The organism is Pseudorhodoferax sp. LjRoot39, assembly GCF_964253035.1.
GTDB lineage: Bacteria > Pseudomonadota > Gammaproteobacteria > Burkholderiales > Burkholderiaceae_C > Pseudorhodoferax.
In genome coordinates this window covers 766,390-782,729 of sequence record NZ_CAXUQL020000001.1, presented here as the reverse complement: position 1 = coordinate 782,729, position 16,340 = coordinate 766,390, and the positions used below count along the sequence as shown (strand labels likewise).

Annotated in this window: 17 protein-coding genes; 7 read left to right on the top strand and 10 right to left on the bottom strand. The window is 71.6% G+C overall.

The annotated features are described in order from the left end of the window. Nucleotides 1–2: 2 nt before the first annotated feature. Both ACSQ4M_RS03725 and ACSQ4M_RS03720 read right to left on the bottom strand, forming a co-directional pair. Nucleotides 3–788, bottom strand: a complete 786-nt coding sequence (locus tag ACSQ4M_RS03725) for an alpha/beta fold hydrolase (RefSeq protein ID WP_436188327.1) — start codon at nucleotides 786–788, stop codon at nucleotides 3–5. Further along, the gene (locus ACSQ4M_RS03720) at nucleotides 785–1,651 is read right to left on the bottom strand and encodes a fumarylacetoacetate hydrolase family protein (RefSeq protein WP_436188326.1); all 867 of its coding nucleotides are present in this window, start codon (nucleotides 1,649–1,651) and stop codon (nucleotides 785–787) included. The genes ACSQ4M_RS03725 and ACSQ4M_RS03720 overlap by 4 nt, the downstream gene beginning before the upstream one ends. Nucleotides 1,652–1,813: 162 nt before the next feature. Here ACSQ4M_RS03720 and ACSQ4M_RS03715 point away from each other — a divergent pair, with 162 nt between their 5' ends. The 4 genes from ACSQ4M_RS03715 to ACSQ4M_RS03700 are packed head-to-tail and all read left to right on the top strand — an operon-like array spanning nucleotide 1,814 to nucleotide 6,052. Further along, nucleotides 1,814–2,482 carry a TetR/AcrR family transcriptional regulator gene (locus ACSQ4M_RS03715; RefSeq protein WP_436188325.1) on the top strand — a complete coding sequence of 223 codons (669 nt, stop codon included), beginning with the start codon at nucleotides 1,814–1,816 and terminating at the stop codon, nucleotides 2,480–2,482. Nucleotides 2,483–2,487: 5 nt separating this feature from the next. Further along, nucleotides 2,488–3,348, top strand: coding sequence for an alpha/beta hydrolase (locus ACSQ4M_RS03710; protein WP_436188324.1), 861 nt, complete (start codon nucleotides 2,488–2,490; stop codon nucleotides 3,346–3,348). A gap of 53 nt (nucleotides 3,349–3,401) precedes the next feature. After that, the gene (locus ACSQ4M_RS03705; protein WP_436188323.1) at nucleotides 3,402–4,649 is read left to right on the top strand and encodes an MFS transporter; all 1,248 of its coding nucleotides are present in this window, start codon (nucleotides 3,402–3,404) and stop codon (nucleotides 4,647–4,649) included. Between the two features lie 50 nt (nucleotides 4,650–4,699). Continuing rightward, entirely contained in the window at nucleotides 4,700–6,052 is a 1,353-nt protein-coding gene (locus ACSQ4M_RS03700) for a glutamate carboxypeptidase (protein WP_436188322.1), read from the top strand. Here ACSQ4M_RS03700 and ACSQ4M_RS03695 read toward each other — a convergent pair. Continuing rightward, nucleotides 6,037–6,858 carry an NAD(P)H-dependent oxidoreductase gene (locus tag ACSQ4M_RS03695; RefSeq protein WP_436188321.1) on the bottom strand — a complete coding sequence of 274 codons (822 nt, stop codon included), beginning with the start codon at nucleotides 6,856–6,858 and terminating at the stop codon, nucleotides 6,037–6,039. The genes ACSQ4M_RS03700 and ACSQ4M_RS03695 overlap by 16 nt on opposite strands. An 89-nt stretch (nucleotides 6,859–6,947) precedes the next feature. On the opposite strand from ACSQ4M_RS03695, the gene ACSQ4M_RS03690 reads away from it, so the two are divergent. Both ACSQ4M_RS03690 and ACSQ4M_RS03685 read left to right on the top strand, forming a co-directional pair. Further along, on the top strand, nucleotides 6,948–7,868 hold the full coding sequence (locus ACSQ4M_RS03690; protein WP_436188320.1) for a LysR family transcriptional regulator: 921 nt from the start codon (nucleotides 6,948–6,950) through the stop codon (nucleotides 7,866–7,868). Between the two features lie 28 nt (nucleotides 7,869–7,896). Next, a complete protein-coding gene (locus tag ACSQ4M_RS03685) occupies nucleotides 7,897–8,571 on the top strand; it encodes an alpha/beta hydrolase family protein (RefSeq protein ID WP_436188319.1) in 675 nt (224 codons plus the stop codon). Here the strand turns inward: ACSQ4M_RS03685 and ACSQ4M_RS03680 are convergent. The 4 genes from ACSQ4M_RS03680 to ACSQ4M_RS03665 all read right to left on the bottom strand — a co-directional run bounded on the left by ACSQ4M_RS03680 (nucleotide 8,568) and on the right by ACSQ4M_RS03665 (nucleotide 13,240). Then, the gene (locus tag ACSQ4M_RS03680) at nucleotides 8,568–8,957 is read right to left on the bottom strand and encodes a RidA family protein (RefSeq protein ID WP_436188318.1); all 390 of its coding nucleotides are present in this window, start codon (nucleotides 8,955–8,957) and stop codon (nucleotides 8,568–8,570) included. The two genes, ACSQ4M_RS03685 and ACSQ4M_RS03680, sit on opposite strands and share 4 nt — an antisense overlap. Next, nucleotides 8,957–9,940, bottom strand: coding sequence for a Bug family tripartite tricarboxylate transporter substrate binding protein (locus ACSQ4M_RS03675; RefSeq protein ID WP_436188317.1), 984 nt, complete (start codon nucleotides 9,938–9,940; stop codon nucleotides 8,957–8,959). The genes ACSQ4M_RS03680 and ACSQ4M_RS03675 overlap by 1 nt, the downstream gene beginning before the upstream one ends. 62 nt (nucleotides 9,941–10,002) lie before the next feature. Continuing rightward, a complete protein-coding gene (locus ACSQ4M_RS03670) occupies nucleotides 10,003–12,003 on the bottom strand; it encodes a hydantoinase B/oxoprolinase family protein (RefSeq protein WP_436188316.1) in 2,001 nt (666 codons plus the stop codon). A gap of 1 nt (nucleotide 12,004) precedes the next feature. Further along, on the bottom strand, nucleotides 12,005–13,240 hold the full coding sequence (locus ACSQ4M_RS03665; protein WP_436188315.1) for an NAD(P)/FAD-dependent oxidoreductase: 1,236 nt from the start codon (nucleotides 13,238–13,240) through the stop codon (nucleotides 12,005–12,007). 108 nt (nucleotides 13,241–13,348) lie between these two features. Between ACSQ4M_RS03665 and ACSQ4M_RS03660 the strand changes: the two genes are divergently transcribed. Then, on the top strand, nucleotides 13,349–14,233 hold the full coding sequence (locus ACSQ4M_RS03660; RefSeq protein ID WP_436188314.1) for a LysR family transcriptional regulator: 885 nt from the start codon (nucleotides 13,349–13,351) through the stop codon (nucleotides 14,231–14,233). Between the two features lie 10 nt (nucleotides 14,234–14,243). On the opposite strand, the gene ACSQ4M_RS03655 is transcribed toward ACSQ4M_RS03660, so the two are convergent. From ACSQ4M_RS03655 to ACSQ4M_RS03645, 3 genes are all read right to left on the bottom strand, one after another. After that, nucleotides 14,244–15,440, bottom strand: a complete 1,197-nt coding sequence (locus ACSQ4M_RS03655; RefSeq protein ID WP_436188313.1) for an MFS transporter — start codon at nucleotides 15,438–15,440, stop codon at nucleotides 14,244–14,246. 79 nt (nucleotides 15,441–15,519) lie between these two features. Continuing rightward, a complete protein-coding gene (locus tag ACSQ4M_RS03650; RefSeq protein ID WP_436188312.1) occupies nucleotides 15,520–15,933 on the bottom strand; it encodes a PDDEXK nuclease domain-containing protein in 414 nt (137 codons plus the stop codon). Continuing rightward, nucleotides 15,858–16,328, bottom strand: a complete 471-nt coding sequence (locus tag ACSQ4M_RS03645; RefSeq protein WP_436188311.1) for a DUF1016 N-terminal domain-containing protein — start codon at nucleotides 16,326–16,328, stop codon at nucleotides 15,858–15,860. The genes ACSQ4M_RS03650 and ACSQ4M_RS03645 overlap by 76 nt, the downstream gene beginning before the upstream one ends. Between the last annotated feature and the right edge of the window lie 12 nt (nucleotides 16,329–16,340).

Here is a 16,340-nt window from a genome sequence, read left to right as displayed (position 1 = left end):
GCTCAGTTCCTCACGCTGGCCAGGAATTCGCGCAGCGCGCGCTGGCAGTCCTCGGGCTTCTCGACAGGCGTCCAGTGGCCGCAGCGCGCCAGCACCAGCGCGCGTGCGCCGGCGATCTTCTCGGCCATGGCGCGCACGTTCTGCGGCGGTGCCACGCCGTCCTCGTCGCCGGTCACCAGCAGCACCGGGCAGGCGATGCGGTCCACGGCGGCTGGCTCGGCGCCGGCCAGCGCCTCGCAGCTGCGCGCGTAGGCCTCGGGCTCCTGGCGCAGCAGGCTCTCGCGCACGAAAGCCACGGCCAGTGGGTTACGCGCGCGGGTTTCCGACGACATCGCCGCTTGAGACAGCTGCTGCACGATCTCCTGCATGGATGCCACGCCCTCGCGCGCCTTGGCGGCGCGCGCGCGCATGGCGCTGCGTGCGGGATCGGGCGGCGCAATCAGCGGGCCGAACAGCGCCAGGCTGCGCACGAGCTTCGGGTTCTGCACCGCCAGGTGCTGGGCCACGATGGTGCCCATCGAATGCGCGACCACATGGGCGCGCGCGATGCCGGCGCGGTCGCAGAAGGCCTGCACCGCGTCCACGTAGCGCTGGATCGTGAGCGCGCCTTCGGCGCGCTGCGAGCGCCCGCTGCCCGGCAGATCGGGCCGCAGCACGCGGTGGCGCGCGAGCGCCGGCAGCAGCGGCCCGAAGGTGTTGGCGCTGCCGCCCAGTCCATGGATGCAGACGACGGCATCGCCCTCGCCGTCGTCTTCGGCCACCGTGCGTTCGATCAGGTGCAAGCTCATTGGAACCTGTTCTCGATGGCGCCGATGCCGTCGATCTCGACCTTGAACACATCGCCCGCCTTCAGCCAGCGCGGTGGCTTGAAGCCCATGCCCACGCCGGATGGCGTGCCCGTGGCGATGATGTCGCCGGGCAGCAACGTGATGCCGCGCGAACAGGTCTCGATGAGCATGGGGATGTCGAAGATCATGTCCTCCGTCCGTCCGTCCTGGCGCAGCTCGCCGTTGACCCAGCCGCGCACGCGCGTGGCGCGGCCATCGAGTTCGTCGGCCGTCACGATCCACGGGCCCATGGGGCAGAAGGTGTCGAAGCTCTTGCCCAGGTCCCACTGCTGGTGGCGCGTCTGCACGTCGCGCGCGCTGACGTCGTTGACCACGGTGTAGCCCTGCACATGCGCCATCGCGCGGCCCTTGGGGATGTCACGGCCGGGCTTGCCGATGACGATGGCCAGCTCGCTCTCGTAGTCGATCTGCTCGGTCACGATGCGGCCGGGCAGTCGCACGGTGTCGTAGGGGCCGATCACGGTCTGCGGCGTCTTGGTGAAGACGATGGGCCAGTCGTCTTCCTTGGGCAGGCTTTCGCGGAACACCGTGCCGGCGAGCTCGGCCGCATGGGCGCGGTAGTTGCGGCCCACGCAGAACAGGTTGCGGTGCGGGCGCGGCAGCGGCGCGCGCAGCGTGATGGCCGAGACCGGGAGCCTGGTGCCGGCCTCGCGCGGCAGGGGCCGGCCCTCGGCCAGCGCTTCGATGAGGGGCTGCACGCCGCGGCTGGCGTCGCTGCACGCGAGCGGCGTCGCTTCGCGCCCATCGGGCGAAATCAGTCCCACGTGGTCCGTACCACCCCAACGCCAGCTGGCAAGCCGCATCTGGTTGTCTCCTGGTGCCGCACATGTCGCGGGGCGGTGCCCCGGCTGTGAGATCGAATGTCCGTTTTAAGACGGGTGTCTCATAACGGGATGGGCGGATCATAATGAGCGGGTCTCGCCGCGCAAGACACAAACAACACACCCAGACCCGGACAAACCCGCATGGCGCGCCCCAAGTTCCCGCACAGTCCTCCACCGCAGCCGCCCGAACGCGGCGTCAAGGCGGCCACCTTCCATCTGCTGCTGGAGACGGCCATGGCCATCATCCAGGACGGTGGCCACATCCCCTCCGTGGCCGAGACCGCGGTGCGCGCCAAGGTGTCGCGCGCCACGGCCTACCGCTACTTCAAGAGCCGCAGCGCCTTGCTGACCGCCGTGATCGAGGCCTCGCTCGGGCCGGTGCGCAGCCATGCGTCCGACCTGCCCGACGGGCATGCGCGGCTGCACGAGCTGTTCAAGAAGACCTTCCCGCGCTTCAAGGAGTTCGAGCCGCAGCTGCGCGCCGCCGCCCTGCTGTCCCTGGAGCAGTGGGCGCAGGAGCGTGCCGGCCTGCTGGAGGAGGAGCCGTTCCGCCGCGGCCACCGCGTGCGCATCCTCGAGCACGCGCTCGAGCCGCTCGCGCCGCAGCTGCCGCAGGCCGTCTACGACCGGCTGCACCGCGCGCTGTCGGTGATCTACGGCATCGAACCCTACGTGATCCTGAAGGACATCTGGGGCGTGAGCGACCGCGAGGTCGAGCGCACCGCGCTGTGGATGGCCGACGCCATGGTCGATGCCGCCCTGCGCGAGGCCGGCTCGCCGGCTGCGGCGAAGAAGAAGCCCGCACAATGATGCCCATGCCCGAACACGACCCCGCCTGGTACGACGCCCAGTACCACACCCGCGCCGCCATCCCCGAGCACCCGCAGATCCTGCAGTACTGGACCGATGCGTCCAAGGCCACGCGCGGCAAGCTGCGCGGCAAGCTCGACCTGCGCTATGGCGAGGGCACCAAGGAGACGCTGGACCTGTTCCCGGCCGCGCAGCCGAATGGGGGGACGGGGGCGCCGGTGCTGGTCTACATCCACGGTGGCTTCTGGCGCGCGCTGGACAAACGCGACCACAGCTTCGTGGCCGAGCCCTTCGTGGCAGCCGGCGTCTCGGTGATCCTGCCCAACTACGCGCTGGCGCCCTATGCCAGCGTCGCGCAGATCGTGCAGCAGATGGTCAAGGCCGTCGCCTGGATCTGGCGCGAGGCCGAGGCGCTGGGCGTGGACCGCCAACGCATCGCGCTGGCCGGCCACAGCGCGGGCGGCCACCTGGCGGCCATGCTGCTGGCCTGCAACTGGCGCGCCATCGAGCGGCGCATGCCGGCGCAGCCGCTGCGCGGCGCCATCGCGCTGTCGGGCATCTACGAGTTGGAGCCGCTGCGCCACGCACCCTTCCTGGCGCCCGACCTCAAACTGACCGAGGAATCGGCCCTGCAGCTGAGCCCGGCCTGGATGCCGGCGCCTGCCAGCCCGCTGCTGGCGCTGGTCGGTGGCGAGGAGAGTGCCGAGTTTCAGCGCCAGAACGCGCTGATCCGCGAACGCTGGGGCGAGGCCGCGGTGCCGGTCTGTGAGACGGTGCCGGGCCGCAACCACATGAACGTGCTGCACGAACTGGCCGACCCGGCTTCGCGTACGCACGGGTTGGCGCTGGGGCTGCTGGGTCTTTGACCGGCCTGGCTTGGTGTAGGGTTCGGGCTTCGCTCGAACTCTAAGAACAAGCCATGGAGACACACCACCCGCCGGGCCCCGGCGTGGATTCGCGCTACGCCCTGTTCCGCCTGGGCATCGCGCTCTTGCTCATGGCCGTGGGCAACGGCGGCATGTACGTGGTGTCGGTGGCGCTGCCTGCGGTGCAGGCCGAGTTCGGCGTGGCCCGCTCCGACGCCTCGCTGCCCTACACCTTGCTGATGCTGGGCTTCGGCATCGGCGGCGTGCTGATGGGCAAACTGGCCGACCGCTTCGGCATCGGATGGCCGCTGCTGCTGGGCGGCCTGTGCCTGGGCCTGGGCTACTGGGCCAGCGCCACGGCCGACAGCCTGCTCGGCTTCGCGCTCGCGCAGGGCCTGCTGGTCGGTCTCTTGGGTTGCTCGGCCAGCTTCGCGCCGCTGATCGCCGACACTGCCCTGTGGTTCGAGCGCCGGCGTGGCATGGCCGTGGGCGTGTGCGCCAGCGGCAACTACCTGGCCGGCACGGTGTGGCCGCCGGTGGCCCAGCATTTCATCGAGACCGTGGGCTGGCGCCAGACCTACCTGGGCATGGCCGTGTTCTGCAGCATTGCGGTGGGCGCGCTGGCGCTGTGCATGCGCCAGCGGCCGCCGGCGGTGGCCGTGGCGCCGCAGGGGCAGGCCGCGGCCGCGGCGGCGGCCCTCGTCACGGCGCGGCCGTTCGGCCTGTCGCTGGGATCGGCCCAGGGCCTGCTGTGCGTGGCGGGCCTGGCCTGCTGCGTGGCCATGGCCATGCCCCAGGTGCACATCGTGGCCTACTGCGGCGACCTGGGCTATGGCGCCGCGCGTGGTGCCGAGATGCTGGCGCTGATGCTGGGCTTCGGCGTGGTCAGCCGGCTGATCTCGGGCTGGATCTGCGACCGCATCGGCGGCCTGCGCACGCTGCTGCTGGGCTCGGCGCTGCAGGGCGTGGCGCTGCTGCTGTTCCTGCCCTTCGATGGCCTGGTGCCGCTGTACGTGATCTCGGCGCTGTTCGGCCTGTTCCAGGGCGGCATCGTGCCGTCCTACGCCATCATCGTGCGCGAGTACTTCCCGCCGCAGGAGGCCGGCGCGCGCGTGGGCACGGTCATCATGGCCACGCTGTTCGGCATGGCGCTGGGCGGCTGGATGTCGGGCAAGGTGTTCGACCTCACGGGCAGTTACCACGCGGCCTTTTTGAACGGCATCGCGTTCAACCTGCTCAACCTCAGCATCACGGCCATGCTGCTGTGGCGCGTGCAGCGGCTGCGCCGCGTGCTGGCATGAGGCCGCGCAGTCCTACACTGCGCGCCTTTTCGAACCCCCAGGAACCCACCATGTCCTTCGTTTCCCTGCGTCCCAGCCTGCTGGCCGGCGCACTCGCTTCGGCGCTGCTGCTTGGTGCCTGCGCGCCCATGGCGCCCAAGGCCGCCGCCCCCGCCGCGCCAGCCGCGCAGGCCACCCTGCCCGTCGACGCCGCGCTGCGCGCGCAGACGCAGGCCGAGGTCGGCCCCTACCTCAAGACGCTGGAGACGCTGGTCGGCATCGAGTCCGGCAGCCGCGACCTGGAGGGCCTGCGCCAGCTCGCCGGCACCGTGGCCGAGCGGCTGCGCCAGGCCGGCATGCAGGTAGAGGTCAAGCCCACGCGCGCGCCCGGCTTCCACCCGCAGCTCAAGGGCGCGGAGCTGGGCAGCATGGTGTATGCGACGCGCAAGGGCACGGGCGCCAAGAAGGTGCTGCTGATCGCCCACATGGACACGGTCTACCAGCGCGGCATGGGCGCCAAGCAGCCCTTCCGCATCGACGGCGACCGCGCCTACGGCCTGGGCATCGCCGACGACAAGCAGGGTGTGGCGCTGATCCTGCACGTGGTGGAACTGCTGGCGCGCAACGGCTTCAACGACTACGCCGAACTCGGCGTGCTGATCAACGGCGACGAGGAGGTCGGCTCGCCGGGCTCCGGCCCCTTCCTCACGGAGCTGGGCGGTGCCTACGACGCGGTGTTCTCGTTCGAGGGCGGCGGCAGCGCCACGGCGAAGGGTGGCGACATGGTGCGCCTGGCCACGAGCAGCATCGCCATCGTCGAGATGAAGGTGACCGGCAAGGCCAGCCATGCCGGCGCGGCGCCCGAGCAGGGCCGCAACGCGCTGTACGAGCTCGCCCACCAGATGCTCAAGTCGCGCCAGTTCGGCGACCCGGCCAAGGGCCTGCAGATCAACTGGACCGTGGCCAATGCCGGCAACTCGCGCAACGTGATCCCGGCCGAGGCCACGGCCATCGCCGACGTGCGCTCGCTGACCAACGCCGACCTGGACCTGATGGAGGCGTCGCTGAAGAAGTCCATCGAGGACAAGCTGATCCCGGACACCAAGATCGACCTGAGCTTCTACCGCAGCCGCCCGGCCTTCGTGTCCAACGCGGCCTCGCGCGCGCTGGCACAGCACGCCACGGGGCTGTACGGCGGGCTGGGCATGCCGCTGGAGATCCGCGAGCGTGCCACCGGCGGCGGCACGGATGCCGCCTTCGCCGGCCTGCGCCCGCGCGGCGGCGTGCTGGAAAGTTTCGGCCTGCGCGGCTTCGGCGCGCATTCCAACGACGACGAGTACGTGCTGGTGTCCAACGTGGGGCCGCGGCTCTACCTGGCCGCGCGCATGGTCATGGACACGGGCCGCGGTCAGATCGGCTGGTAGGTGCAGGCTGTTGCCGGGCTCGTGGCGCATGGATCGCCGGCCATGTGCGCCGCGAGCCCGGCCTGGCCCACGGCGACATGCGCCGCCAGCACGTGGTGATCGGGATAGTCGCCGCCGTTCTGGCGCCGGAACGCGATGGGGGCTTGCTCGAAGAGGCACTGCACACGGCCCCGCCAGTCCTGCCGGGCCTGGTCCAGCGCCTGCGCATCCAGTCCGCCAGCGCCATAGACGGCGTGCGTGGGCAGCACGTCGAAGCCGGGAAAGAACAAGGACCCATGGGTGATGGGAAAGAGCAGCTGCTCCATGGGCCCGTTGATGCCGCGCGGCGAATAGTCCACGGCCGGTCCGCCCGCAGCGATGCACAGCAGCGCGCGCTTGCCGCGGAAGGCGCCATCGCCGTAGCGGTGCAGGTTGCCCGCATTCCGGTACCCGTAGGCCAGGCCATAGGCCCAGACCCGGTCGATCCAGCCTTTCATGATGGCGGGCATGCCGAACCACCACAGCGGGAACTGGAACAGCACGGCGTCGGCGGCCAGCACCTTGCGCTGTTCTTCGGCGACGTCGGGCGTCTGCCGGCCGCTGCGGTAGGCATGGCCTGATTCGCCGATGAAGGACAGGCGCCTGGGATCCGCCCGCGCGGGAAAGTCGTCGGCGTCGAACACGGCCTTCCAGCGCATCGCGTAGAGGTCGGACTCCACGACGGTGTGGCCTTGGGCGCGCAGGCTGTCGCGCGACACCTCGACCAGTTGCCTGGTGAGGGAGGCCGGCTCGGGATGGGCGTGGACGATGAGGATGTTCCTGGGCATGGGCGGTGGGGAAGGGGTGATGGAGCCCCAGTCTGCTCCGCACGCAGCCATCTGTGAAATCAGAGAATCTGTGCCCTACCATCAGCGCCATGGATAGCAGACGCCTGGATCTCAACCTGCTCGTGACGCTGGAGGCCCTGCTGGCCGAGCAGAACGTCACCCGGGCGGCCGCGCGCCTGCATCTGAGCCAGCCAGCCGTCAGCGCACAGCTGGCACGGCTGCGTGTGCTGTTCGACGACCCGCTGCTGGTGCCGGCGCAACGCGGCATGACGCCGACCGCGAAGGCCGTGGAGTTGCTGGCGCCGCTGCGCCAGTCGCTCGACCAGCTGCGGGCCACCGTGTCGGAGAAGGCGAACTTCGATCCGGCGCGCGCCGAGCTCACCGTGACGATCGCCTGCACCGACTACCTGCAGGCGGTGGTGGTGCAGCCGCTGTGCCTGGCCTTGCGCCAGCGTGCGCCGGGCGTGCGGGTGGCCATGTGCCATCTGGAACTGCAGACCCTGGAGGCGCAGATGGCGCGCGGGGACGTGGACCTTGCGCTCATGACGCCTGCGGCGGCACCGCCCAGCCTGCGCACGCGCCACCTGTTCGACGAGGACTACGTGCTGATCGGCCGGCAAGAGCATCCGCGCCTGCGCAAGGGGCTGAGCGTCCAGGCCTATGCCCAACTGGAGCATGTGGTGGTGTCGCTGCGCGGCGGCGACTTCGCCACGCCGGTGGACGATGCACTGGCGGGGCTGGGCTTGCGGCGCCGCGTGGCGGTGTCCGCAGCGTCCTTCCTGATGGTGCCGCAGCTGGTCGCCGCGTCGGACCTCGTGGCACTCGTGCCGCGCCGCCTGGCCGCGGGCAGCGCGCAGCCCTTGCGTACCGTGGCACCGCCGTTCGCCGTGCCGGGCTTCGCGGTCGGCATGGTCTGGCACGAGCGCAACCAGGGCCATGCCGGCCAGCGCTGGGTGCGCGAGACGCTGCACGCGCTCTGTGCGGAGAAGACACCGCGCCGGCCACGGTGAGCGTGCGGGCGCGCAGAATGCGGTGCGCATGCAGACCGAGTCCTTCATCCTCACCACGGCGCTCGGCCACGGCGTCGATGCCATCGCCACGACGCCTGACGCCTTCGATGCCGCCTGCGTGTTCGCCCACGGGGCGGGTGCTGGCATGGCGCACCCCTTCATCGCAGCGGTGGCGCAGGGCCTGGCCGAGCGCCGCATCGCCTGCCTGCGCTACCAGTTTCCGTTCATGCAGGCCGGCGCGCGCCGGGTGGACGCGGCGCCGGTCGCGCATGCCACGGTGCGTGCCGCGGTGGCCGGGGCGCACGCACGCTGGCCCGGGTGCCCGCTGCTGGCGGGCGGCAAGTCGTTCGGTGGGCGCATGACCTCCCAGGCCCAGGCCATCGAGCCCCTGCCCGGCGTGCAGGGCCTGGTCTTCGTGGGATTCCCGCTGCACCCGGCGAGCCGGCCCGGGACGGAGCGTGCCGAACACCTGGCGGAGATCGACCTGCCCATGCTGTTCATCCGCGGCACACGCGATGCGCTGGCCGAGCCGGAACCCCATGCGCAGACGATGCAGCGGCTGGGCGGCATGGCCACGCACCTGGCCATCGCCGAAGCCGACCATGGCTTCCATGTGTTGCGACGCAGCGGGCGCAGCGACGAAGAAGTGATGGACGAGCTGCTGGACGGGCTGTGGGCCTGGGGCCAGGCCTGGCGGATCTAAGCCGCAGGCCGCACGGCGACCGCTTCGATCTCCAGCTTCACGGGCGCGATGAGCCCGGCGATCACGGTCGAGCGTGCGGGCGCCTGTTCGGCCGGAAAGCGCTCCGCGTAGGCGGCGTTGAAGGCCGGGTAGTCCACCGCGTCGGTCAGCCAGACGGTGGTCTTGACCACGTCCTCCAAGGTGCAGCCCGCCTCCACCAGGATGCGTTCGATGTGGTCCAGCGTGGCATGGGTCTGGCCCACGATATCGGGCGCGGCCGGGCCGTCTGGCGTCATCGGCACCTGGCCCGAGACGAACACCAGCCGGTCCCAGGCCACGGCGGCCGAGATCGGCTGGCGTTGACCGGCGCGCACCACGGCGCCGATGCGTTCGATGGGCGCATCCATCAATCCGCCTTGGCGCCGGAGACCTTGACGATGGCCGACCACTTCTTGACCTCGGCCTCGATCAGGCCCTTGAACGCCGCTGGCGAGGTGCCCTCGATCAGGAAGCCGCGCGCGGCGAAGAAGTCGGCGATCTCGGGCGTCTTGATGGCCTTGTTGACCTCGGCGCTGATCTTCGCGACCAGCTCGGGCGGCGTGGCGCTTGGGGCGAACAGGCCTTGCCAGGACAGCGCCTCGAAACCCGGGTAGCCGCTCTCGGCCAGCGTCGGCACCTTGGGCAGCATGGGGTGGCGCTGCTTCGACGTGACGGCCAGCGGGCGCAGCTTGCCGGCTTCGAGTTGGGGCATCACCACCAGCAGGTCGCCGAAGGTGGCCTCGATCTGCCCGCCCATGAGGTCCTGCAGCATGCCCGCGCTGCCGCGGTAGGGGATGTGGACCATGGAGGTCCTGGTGGCCTGCTTGAACATCTCGCCGGTCAGGTGCATGGAGGTGCCGTTGCCTGGCGAGCCATAGCTGATGGACCCCGGCCTGGCCTTGGCCAGCGCGATGAATTCTGCAATCGTGTCGGCCTTGACCGCCGAGTTCACGGTGACCACCAGCGGCGAGCTCACGACCATGGACACGGGCGCGAAGTCGCGCACCACGTCGTAGGGCAGCTTGGGGTACAGCGCCTGCGCGATTGCGTTGCTGCCGGTCACGCCCATCAGCAGCGTCAGGCCGTCGGGCGCCGACTTGGCCACGTGGTCGGCGCCCACCGTGCCGCCCGCGCCGGGGCGGTTCTCCACGATCACGGTCTGGCCGAGGGCGACCGACAGCTTCTCGCCGATCCGGCGCGCCAGCAGGTCGGTGCTGCCACCGGGCGGAAACGGCACGACGATGCGCAGGGTCTTGCCGGCCTGGGCCTGGACGAGCAGCGGTGCAGCGGCCAGGGCGGTGCCGGCGCCAAGGCGGCGCAGGGACTGGCGGCGGGAGATGGGCTGGGTCATGGGGCACTTTCGGAGATGGAAAGGGATCAGGGCCGCCAAGCAGGAACCGTGCAGGGCGGGCGTCATGCGGTGGACTCTGCCGGAGGCTGGCCCCAGCCACCGCCGCCCGCGGTCTCGACCACGAGCCGGTCGCCGGCCTGCCACTGCGCACGGGCCTTGGCGGGCAGGGGCTCGACGCGGCCGTCGGCGCGCTCGATGCGCGCCGCGGCGCAGGCGCCGGGCCGGCCGCCGGCCGCGCCCTGGGGTGCGATGCCGTGGCGTTCGCCGCGGTAGGAAATGCTGCCGCTGCCCTGCAGCAGGCGGTAGACGCGGACCACGCCGTCGCCGCCGCGGTGGCGGCCCGCGCCGCCCGAGCCCACGCGCAGGGCCACGCGCTCCACGCGCAGCGGGGCCAGGGCCTCGATCGCCTCGGCCGGCGTACTGCGCGCGTTGCCCACGTCGGTGGACACGCCCGAGCCACCCGGCCCCGTGGGCGCGCCACCGGCGGCCGAGGCGATGATCTCGGTCAGCAGCCACGGCGTGCCATCGGGCCGCGTGCCGCCCAGCGAGAGCACCACGGCCTCGCCCGCGTTGGGGGCCGGCATGCGGTCCGGCAGGGCCTGGGCCCAGGCGCCCAGCAGCGCGTTGGCCAGCAGCTTGACGAGGTTGGTGCGCGCGTTGACGGCCGCGGGAAAGGCCGGGTCGACGATGCTGCCGGGCCTGGTGCGCAGCGTGAGCGGCGCCAGGCTGCCGTCGTTCGGCGCGGCTTGCGGCGCGAGCATGCGCGCGAAGTAGGCCACGGCCGCCTGCACGGCGCCGCGCGCGGCGTTCACCGGGCCCTGGGTCTGGTCGGCGCAGCCGCTGAGGTCCAGTTCGGCGTGGTCGCCGCGCTTGCGGATGCAGACCGCCACGCGTACGGGTGCGGCCGTGAGGCCATCGCCGTCCAGCGCGTCCTCGAAGGCGTAGTCGCCATCGGGCGCGGCCGCCAGCGCGGCGCGGGCCGCGGCTTCCGAGGCCGCCAGCGCGGCCCCGCAATGCGCGGCGGCATGGGGCGTGCGCTGCCACAGCGCGGCGAGTTCCTGCGCGCCCTGGGCCAGGCTGCTCCATTGCGCGGCCAGGTCGCCTTCCAGGTTGTCGGGCATGCGGCTGTTGGCACGCAGCAGGCGCAGCAGCGCGGCATCGACTGCACCTGCGCGGCACAGCGGCGTGGGCGGGATGCGCAGGCCCTCCTGCTGGATGCTGCTGGCGTGGGTCGGCACCGAGCCCGGTGCGATGCCGCCCACGTCCTGGTGGTGCAGCACGCAGGCCACGAGCGCCACGGTGCGGCCGGCCACGCGGACCGGGCGCACCAGCGTGAGGTCGGGCAGGTGCGTGCCGCCGTGCCAGGGGTCGTTGAGCAGGTAGCCGTCGCCCTCGGACATGGTGTCGGCCGGGTACAGCGCGAGCAGTCCGGCCACGGCCGGCGACAGGCTGCCCAGCAGCAGCGGCAGCGTGCGCGCCTGGGCGACGAGCCGGCCGTCGGGCAGGAAGACCGCAGCCGCGCAGTCCATGGCCTCGCGCACCACGCTGGAGACGGCGTCCTGCACGAGGCGCTGCTGCATGCGGTCGGCAAGGGCCTCCAACTGCTGCGGCAGGCCGTCGTCGCGCGCAGGCTCTGCGGCCGACGCTGGCGCGTGCAGGCCCAGCGCCTGCACGGTCGCCAAGGCGCGCTCGTACTCGCCGTCCCGCGCGCGCACCGCATGCGAGCAGGCCACCGGCAGATCGGGCCACAGCAGCGCGATGCGTTGCGCCAGCGCCTGCTCGTGCGCGGGGTTGCGCTGCGCGAACAGCAGGCAGATCCCGATGCCGGCGGGCGGCCGCGGCAATGCGGCCAGCGCGTTGAGCACGCCGGCCATGTCCAGCGGCTCGACCTCTGCACCGGTGGCGTCGATGCGGCCGCGCGCCTCGATGCGCCAGTCGGATGGCAACAACTGCGGCCAGGGCGAGGCCGGCACATGCAGCGCGTAGGGATCGGCGCGGTTCTGCCGCGCCAGCGTCAGTACGTCGGCAAAGCCTGCGGTGCAGATCAGGGCGATGTCGCTCATCTCAGAATCTGTCCGGCCGGAAGGGGGTGAGATCGACCTGCGTGGGCCGCCCGGCCACGAGATGCGCCACCTCGCGCCCCGTGCTCGCGCCCATGCACATGCCCATGTGGCCGTGGCCGAAGGCCAGCCAGGCGTTGTCGGCGCTGCGCGCGCGACCGACCACGGGCAGGCTGTCGGGCAGGCAGGGCCGGTGGCCCATCCACTGCGTGGTGGCGCTGGTGTCCAGGTGCGGGAACAGCTGCTGGCCCAGCCGCAGCAGGGCCTGGGCGCGCTCGTAGCGCGGTGGCGCCTTCAAGCCCGCGAACTCCACCGTGCCGGCCAGCCGCAGGCCCATGGCCATGGGGTTGACCATGAGGTTGTTCTCCACGGCCATCACGGTGTGGCGCAGCCGCAGGTTGGAGCTGCGCACCGTGACGTGGTAGCCGCGCTGCGTCTCCAGCGGCACGCGCGACCCCAGCTGCGCCGCGAGCGGCCCCGACCAGGCGCCGGCTGCCACCACCACGCCGTCCACGGGCAGGCTGGCGCCTTCCTCGGTGCGCACGCCGGTGATGCGGCGGCCTTGCCGCTCGAAGCCAGCCACGCGCTTGCGCAGGTGCACTGCGCCGCGCGCCATGCAGTGCGCGTGCAGTGCCTTGACCAGGGCCGAGGGGTCGGTCGTGGAGCCGTTCTCGGGCGCCAGGATGCCGAAGCGAAAGCGGCCCTTGAGGTCGGGCTCCAGTTGCTCCAGTTCGTCCTGCTCCACGTCGCGCATCTGCACGCCCAGCGAGCGGCGCAGGTTCATGCCCCAGGCCCATTGCGCGGCCTTCTCGCGCGAGGAGTAGACGTAGAGGCAGCCACTGCGGCGCACCAGGTCCGTGGCCTGGGCGTCCTGCAGCAGCGGGCCGTAGCAGTCGAAGATGGGCACGAGCAGGCTGCGCAGCGCCGTGGCGATGCGCGTGACCTCCTCGCGCGTGGAATGCTGCAGCATGCGCACCAGCCAGGGCAGGACCAGGGGCGCGTAGCGCCAGCGCACGGTGAGCGGGCCCAGCGGGTCGAGCAGCCAGCTCGGCACGCGCTTGGCCATGCCAGGCATGCCCACGGGCAGGCAGGCGCTCGGCGAGAGCGAGCCCGCATTGCCGAAGGAGCAGGCTTCGCCCGCCTCCAGCGGGTCGAAGAAGGTGACCTGGTGACCGTCGCGCTGCAGCCAGGCGGCCGTGCAGCTTCCGACGATGCCGGTCCCGATGACGGCGACATGCATAGGGCGCGGATTGTGCGGGGCGCCGAACCATCAGGCCAACGAATTCCCCTGATCCAGGCATCAGGCTTTCTGATTCAATGCCCGACGCGGCGCCACAATGGTGCGCACATGAACCTCACCCTTCGCCAGATGCGTGCGTTCTCGGTCGTGGCGCGCAGCGCGAGCTTCACGCTGGCCGCGCGGCAGCTGCACCTCACGCAGTCGGCCGTGAGCATGCTGGTGCAGCAGCTGGAGGACGAACTCGGCGTCAAGCTGTTCGACCGCGCGCGCAACGCCGTCACGCTGACCGAGGCCGGCCAGCAGTTGCTGCCGCTGGCGCGCCGCATGCTCGACGACCTGCGCCAGATCGAGGAAGGCGCGGGCGACCTGCGCAGCCTCAAGAGCGGCGTGCTGCGCGTGGTGGCGCCGCAACTGATGGCCTGCACCTGGGTGGCGGGCGTGCTGGCGCGCTTCGAGCAGGCGCATCCGCAGGTGGGGCTGCGCATCGTCGATGGCTCGGCCGACGACATCGTGGGCACGGTGCGCCGCGGCGACGCGGAGCTGGGCATCGGCCCGGAGCGCGCCACTGGCGAGGATGTGACGCGCAGCTTCCTCATGCATGTGCCCATGCGCCTGGTCTGCGCCGCCACGCATGCGCTGGCGGGCCGCGAGGCCGTGCAGTGGCGCGAACTGCAAGGCGAGCGCTGGGTCGTCTACTCGGGCGACTTCAGCCGCTATGTGCAGGAGCGCCTGCATGCGCACGATGCCTCGCTGTCGATGCAGACCGCCACCGAGGTGCGCTACCTCACGACCGCGCTGGCGCTGGTCGGTGCCGGGCTCGGCGTGGCCATGGTGCCCGACTACGCGCGCAGTTTCGCGGCCAACTTCGGCATCCGCTTCCTGGCGCTGCGCGCGCCGACGCTGAACCGCGAGTTCTTCGTCTACCAGCGCCGCAGCCTCGCGCTGTCGCCGGCGGCCCAGGCCTTCGCGCAGATGCTGCGCGCGCAGGCGTAGCGCAGCGGCCTCAGCGCGGCACGCGCGCCGGGATGTAGTGCGCCAGCACGCCGGCCGCCGCGAAGGCCACCAGGCCGATGGCGCCGATGCCCCAGCCCAGCGACAGCGCACCGGCCAGGAAGGACAGCAGCGCCGGCCCGCTGGACGAGCCGATGTCGGCCATCAGCCGCCACACCCCCAGGAAGTGCGCACGGCCGTGGCGTGGCGAGTGGTCGGCGCCCAGCGTCATGATCAGGCCCGAGCCGATGCCGTTGCCGAAACCGATGGCCAGGGCCGCGGCCAGCAGCGTGTTGAAGCCCGTGGTGAAGGGCATCGCCAGCAGGCCCAGGCCCATGATGACCATGGACGGCACCGCCACCCAGCGCCGGCCCTTGAGGTCCATGAGCTTGCCGGCCGGGTAGAACACCAGCATGTCGATGCCGCCGGCCAGCCCGTAGACCAGCGAGGCCACGGCCGGCGCCAGCATCAGGTGGTCGGCCCACAGCGGGATCACGACCTGGCGCGAGGCGCGCACGGCGCTCAGCAGCGTGACACCCAGGCCCAGCGTGAGGAAGGTGCGGCGGTGGTCGCGCAGCATGGAGGCGATGCTGGTGGCGGCCGGCGCGGCCTGGCCGGGCGCGGGTACCGGCACGGCCAGGTCGGGCACGCGCGAGCCCAGCGCCGCTGCGGCCAGAACGCCCGCGATGCCGACGCCGAAGGCGCCCGGCAGGCCGAAGGCGTGCACGGCCGCTGCGCCGAGGAACGGCCCGATGAACATGCCGATGCGCATCACGCCGCCCAGCGTGGACAGCGCGCGCGCCCGGTACTGCAGGGGCACGGCCTCGGTCATGTAGCTCTGGCGCGCGAGGTTGTAGACCGCCTGCGACATGCCCACCATGAAGCAGCCCAGCGCGAACAGCGCGAGATGCCCGGTGAACACGCACATCGCCATGCCGACGGCGCTCCAGAGTCCCGCGGCGACGATGGCGCCACGCTCGCCCCAGCGCATGGTGATCAGCGAGGCCGGGATGTTGCTGAGCAGCGAGCCCAGGCCGATCAGCGTGACGATCAGCGCGGCCATGGGCACGGAGCCGCCGAGTTCGCGCGCCATGAGCGGGATGATGGGCAGGATCGCACCCTCGCCCAGACCGAACAGCAGCGAGGGGCCGAAGGCGGGGATGGCGATGCGGCGGAAGGAAAACTCGGGCGCGGCGGGCGGGGCGGACATGCAGGGGGCGGCTGAGCGGCCGAAGGGGACGAGGGGCGGGCCGCGATTGTGGCGCCGCTTGGATCGACCCGTGCTGCGCTCAGGCTCTGCGCGGCTTGCGCGGGCGTTTGGGCCGCGGCCCGTTCGGTGGCGCGACGTCCGGCGCGCTCAGCGCATAGAACTCGTGCAGCTTCGCCGCCAGCAGCTGGCGGTCCGGCAGCTGTGTCTGGTACTGCGCGACCAGCGCGGGCGAGAGCGTGCGGCTCAGGGCGTACTCGACCACCTCGGCATCCTTGCTCGCGCACAGCAGCAGGCCGATGGCCGGGTTCTCGTGCGGCTTCCTCACGTCGCGGTCCAGCGCTTCGAGGTAGAAGTTGAGCTTGCCCAGGTGCTCGGGTTCGAAGCGGTCGACCTTCAGTTCGATGGCGACCAGGCAGTTCAGGCCGCGGTGGAAGAACAGCAGGTCCAGGGCGAAGTCGCGCCCGCCCACCTGCAGCGGAAACTCCGAGCCCACGAAGCAGAAGTGAGGAGGTTGTGGGTCCACGGAAGTTGTGTCAGCAGCGCTGTCACCACTTCATCGCCCCGATAGGTCTCGAAAAATTGCCGCATCCGGAACAGGTTGCGGCGCGTGAAGCCGCGCTGCCCGGGGAGGGTGCGCGCCAGGTGGGCCGCCAGCTTGTCCACCACGCCTTCGCCCCATTCGGCGGCTGCCAGCTTGCCGCTGATGTACTCGCCGATCTGCCAGTACAGGCCCACCAATTCGGTGTTGACGGCTTGGTAGGCGCGCTGGCGAGCCTGTTCGATCAGCCGCACCACTTCGGCAAATGCGTACTCCACAGGTGCAGATGCAACTGCGACAGGTTTCTTGGATGCCGGTTGGCGGGCAGGCATCCGGGCATTGTCATCCACCGAAGACCGCGT

What these genes read in the sequence shown, in the direction of transcription:
- ACSQ4M_RS03720 (WP_436188326.1), bottom strand. Translation starts at nt 1,651, where the DNA reads ATGCGGCTTGCCAGCTGGCGTTGGGGTGGTACGGACCACGTGGGACTG.
- ACSQ4M_RS03700 (WP_436188322.1), top strand. Translation starts at nt 4,700, where the DNA reads ATGTCCTTCGTTTCCCTGCGTCCCAGCCTGCTGGCCGGCGCACTCGCT.
- ACSQ4M_RS03670 (WP_436188316.1), bottom strand. Translation starts at nt 12,003, where the DNA reads ATGAGCGACATCGCCCTGATCTGCACCGCAGGCTTTGCCGACGTACTG.
- ACSQ4M_RS03705 (WP_436188323.1), top strand. Translation starts at nt 3,402, where the DNA reads ATGGAGACACACCACCCGCCGGGCCCCGGCGTGGATTCGCGCTACGCC.
- ACSQ4M_RS03675 (WP_436188317.1), bottom strand. Translation starts at nt 9,940, where the DNA reads ATGACCCAGCCCATCTCCCGCCGCCAGTCCCTGCGCCGCCTTGGCGCC.
- ACSQ4M_RS03725 (WP_436188327.1), bottom strand. Translation starts at nt 788, where the DNA reads ATGAGCTTGCACCTGATCGAACGCACGGTGGCCGAAGACGACGGCGAG.
- ACSQ4M_RS03685 (WP_436188319.1), top strand. Translation starts at nt 7,897, where the DNA reads ATGCAGACCGAGTCCTTCATCCTCACCACGGCGCTCGGCCACGGCGTC.
- ACSQ4M_RS03665 (WP_436188315.1), bottom strand. Translation starts at nt 13,240, where the DNA reads ATGCATGTCGCCGTCATCGGGACCGGCATCGTCGGAAGCTGCACGGCC.
- ACSQ4M_RS03710 (WP_436188324.1), top strand. Translation starts at nt 2,488, where the DNA reads ATGCCCGAACACGACCCCGCCTGGTACGACGCCCAGTACCACACCCGC.
- ACSQ4M_RS03680 (WP_436188318.1), bottom strand. Translation starts at nt 8,957, where the DNA reads ATGGATGCGCCCATCGAACGCATCGGCGCCGTGGTGCGCGCCGGTCAA.
- ACSQ4M_RS03715 (WP_436188325.1), top strand. Translation starts at nt 1,814, where the DNA reads ATGGCGCGCCCCAAGTTCCCGCACAGTCCTCCACCGCAGCCGCCCGAA.
- ACSQ4M_RS03695 (WP_436188321.1), bottom strand. Translation starts at nt 6,858, where the DNA reads ATGCCCAGGAACATCCTCATCGTCCACGCCCATCCCGAGCCGGCCTCC.
- ACSQ4M_RS03690 (WP_436188320.1), top strand. Translation starts at nt 6,948, where the DNA reads ATGGATAGCAGACGCCTGGATCTCAACCTGCTCGTGACGCTGGAGGCC.
- ACSQ4M_RS03660 (WP_436188314.1), top strand. Translation starts at nt 13,349, where the DNA reads ATGAACCTCACCCTTCGCCAGATGCGTGCGTTCTCGGTCGTGGCGCGC.
- ACSQ4M_RS03655 (WP_436188313.1), bottom strand. Translation starts at nt 15,440, where the DNA reads ATGTCCGCCCCGCCCGCCGCGCCCGAGTTTTCCTTCCGCCGCATCGCC.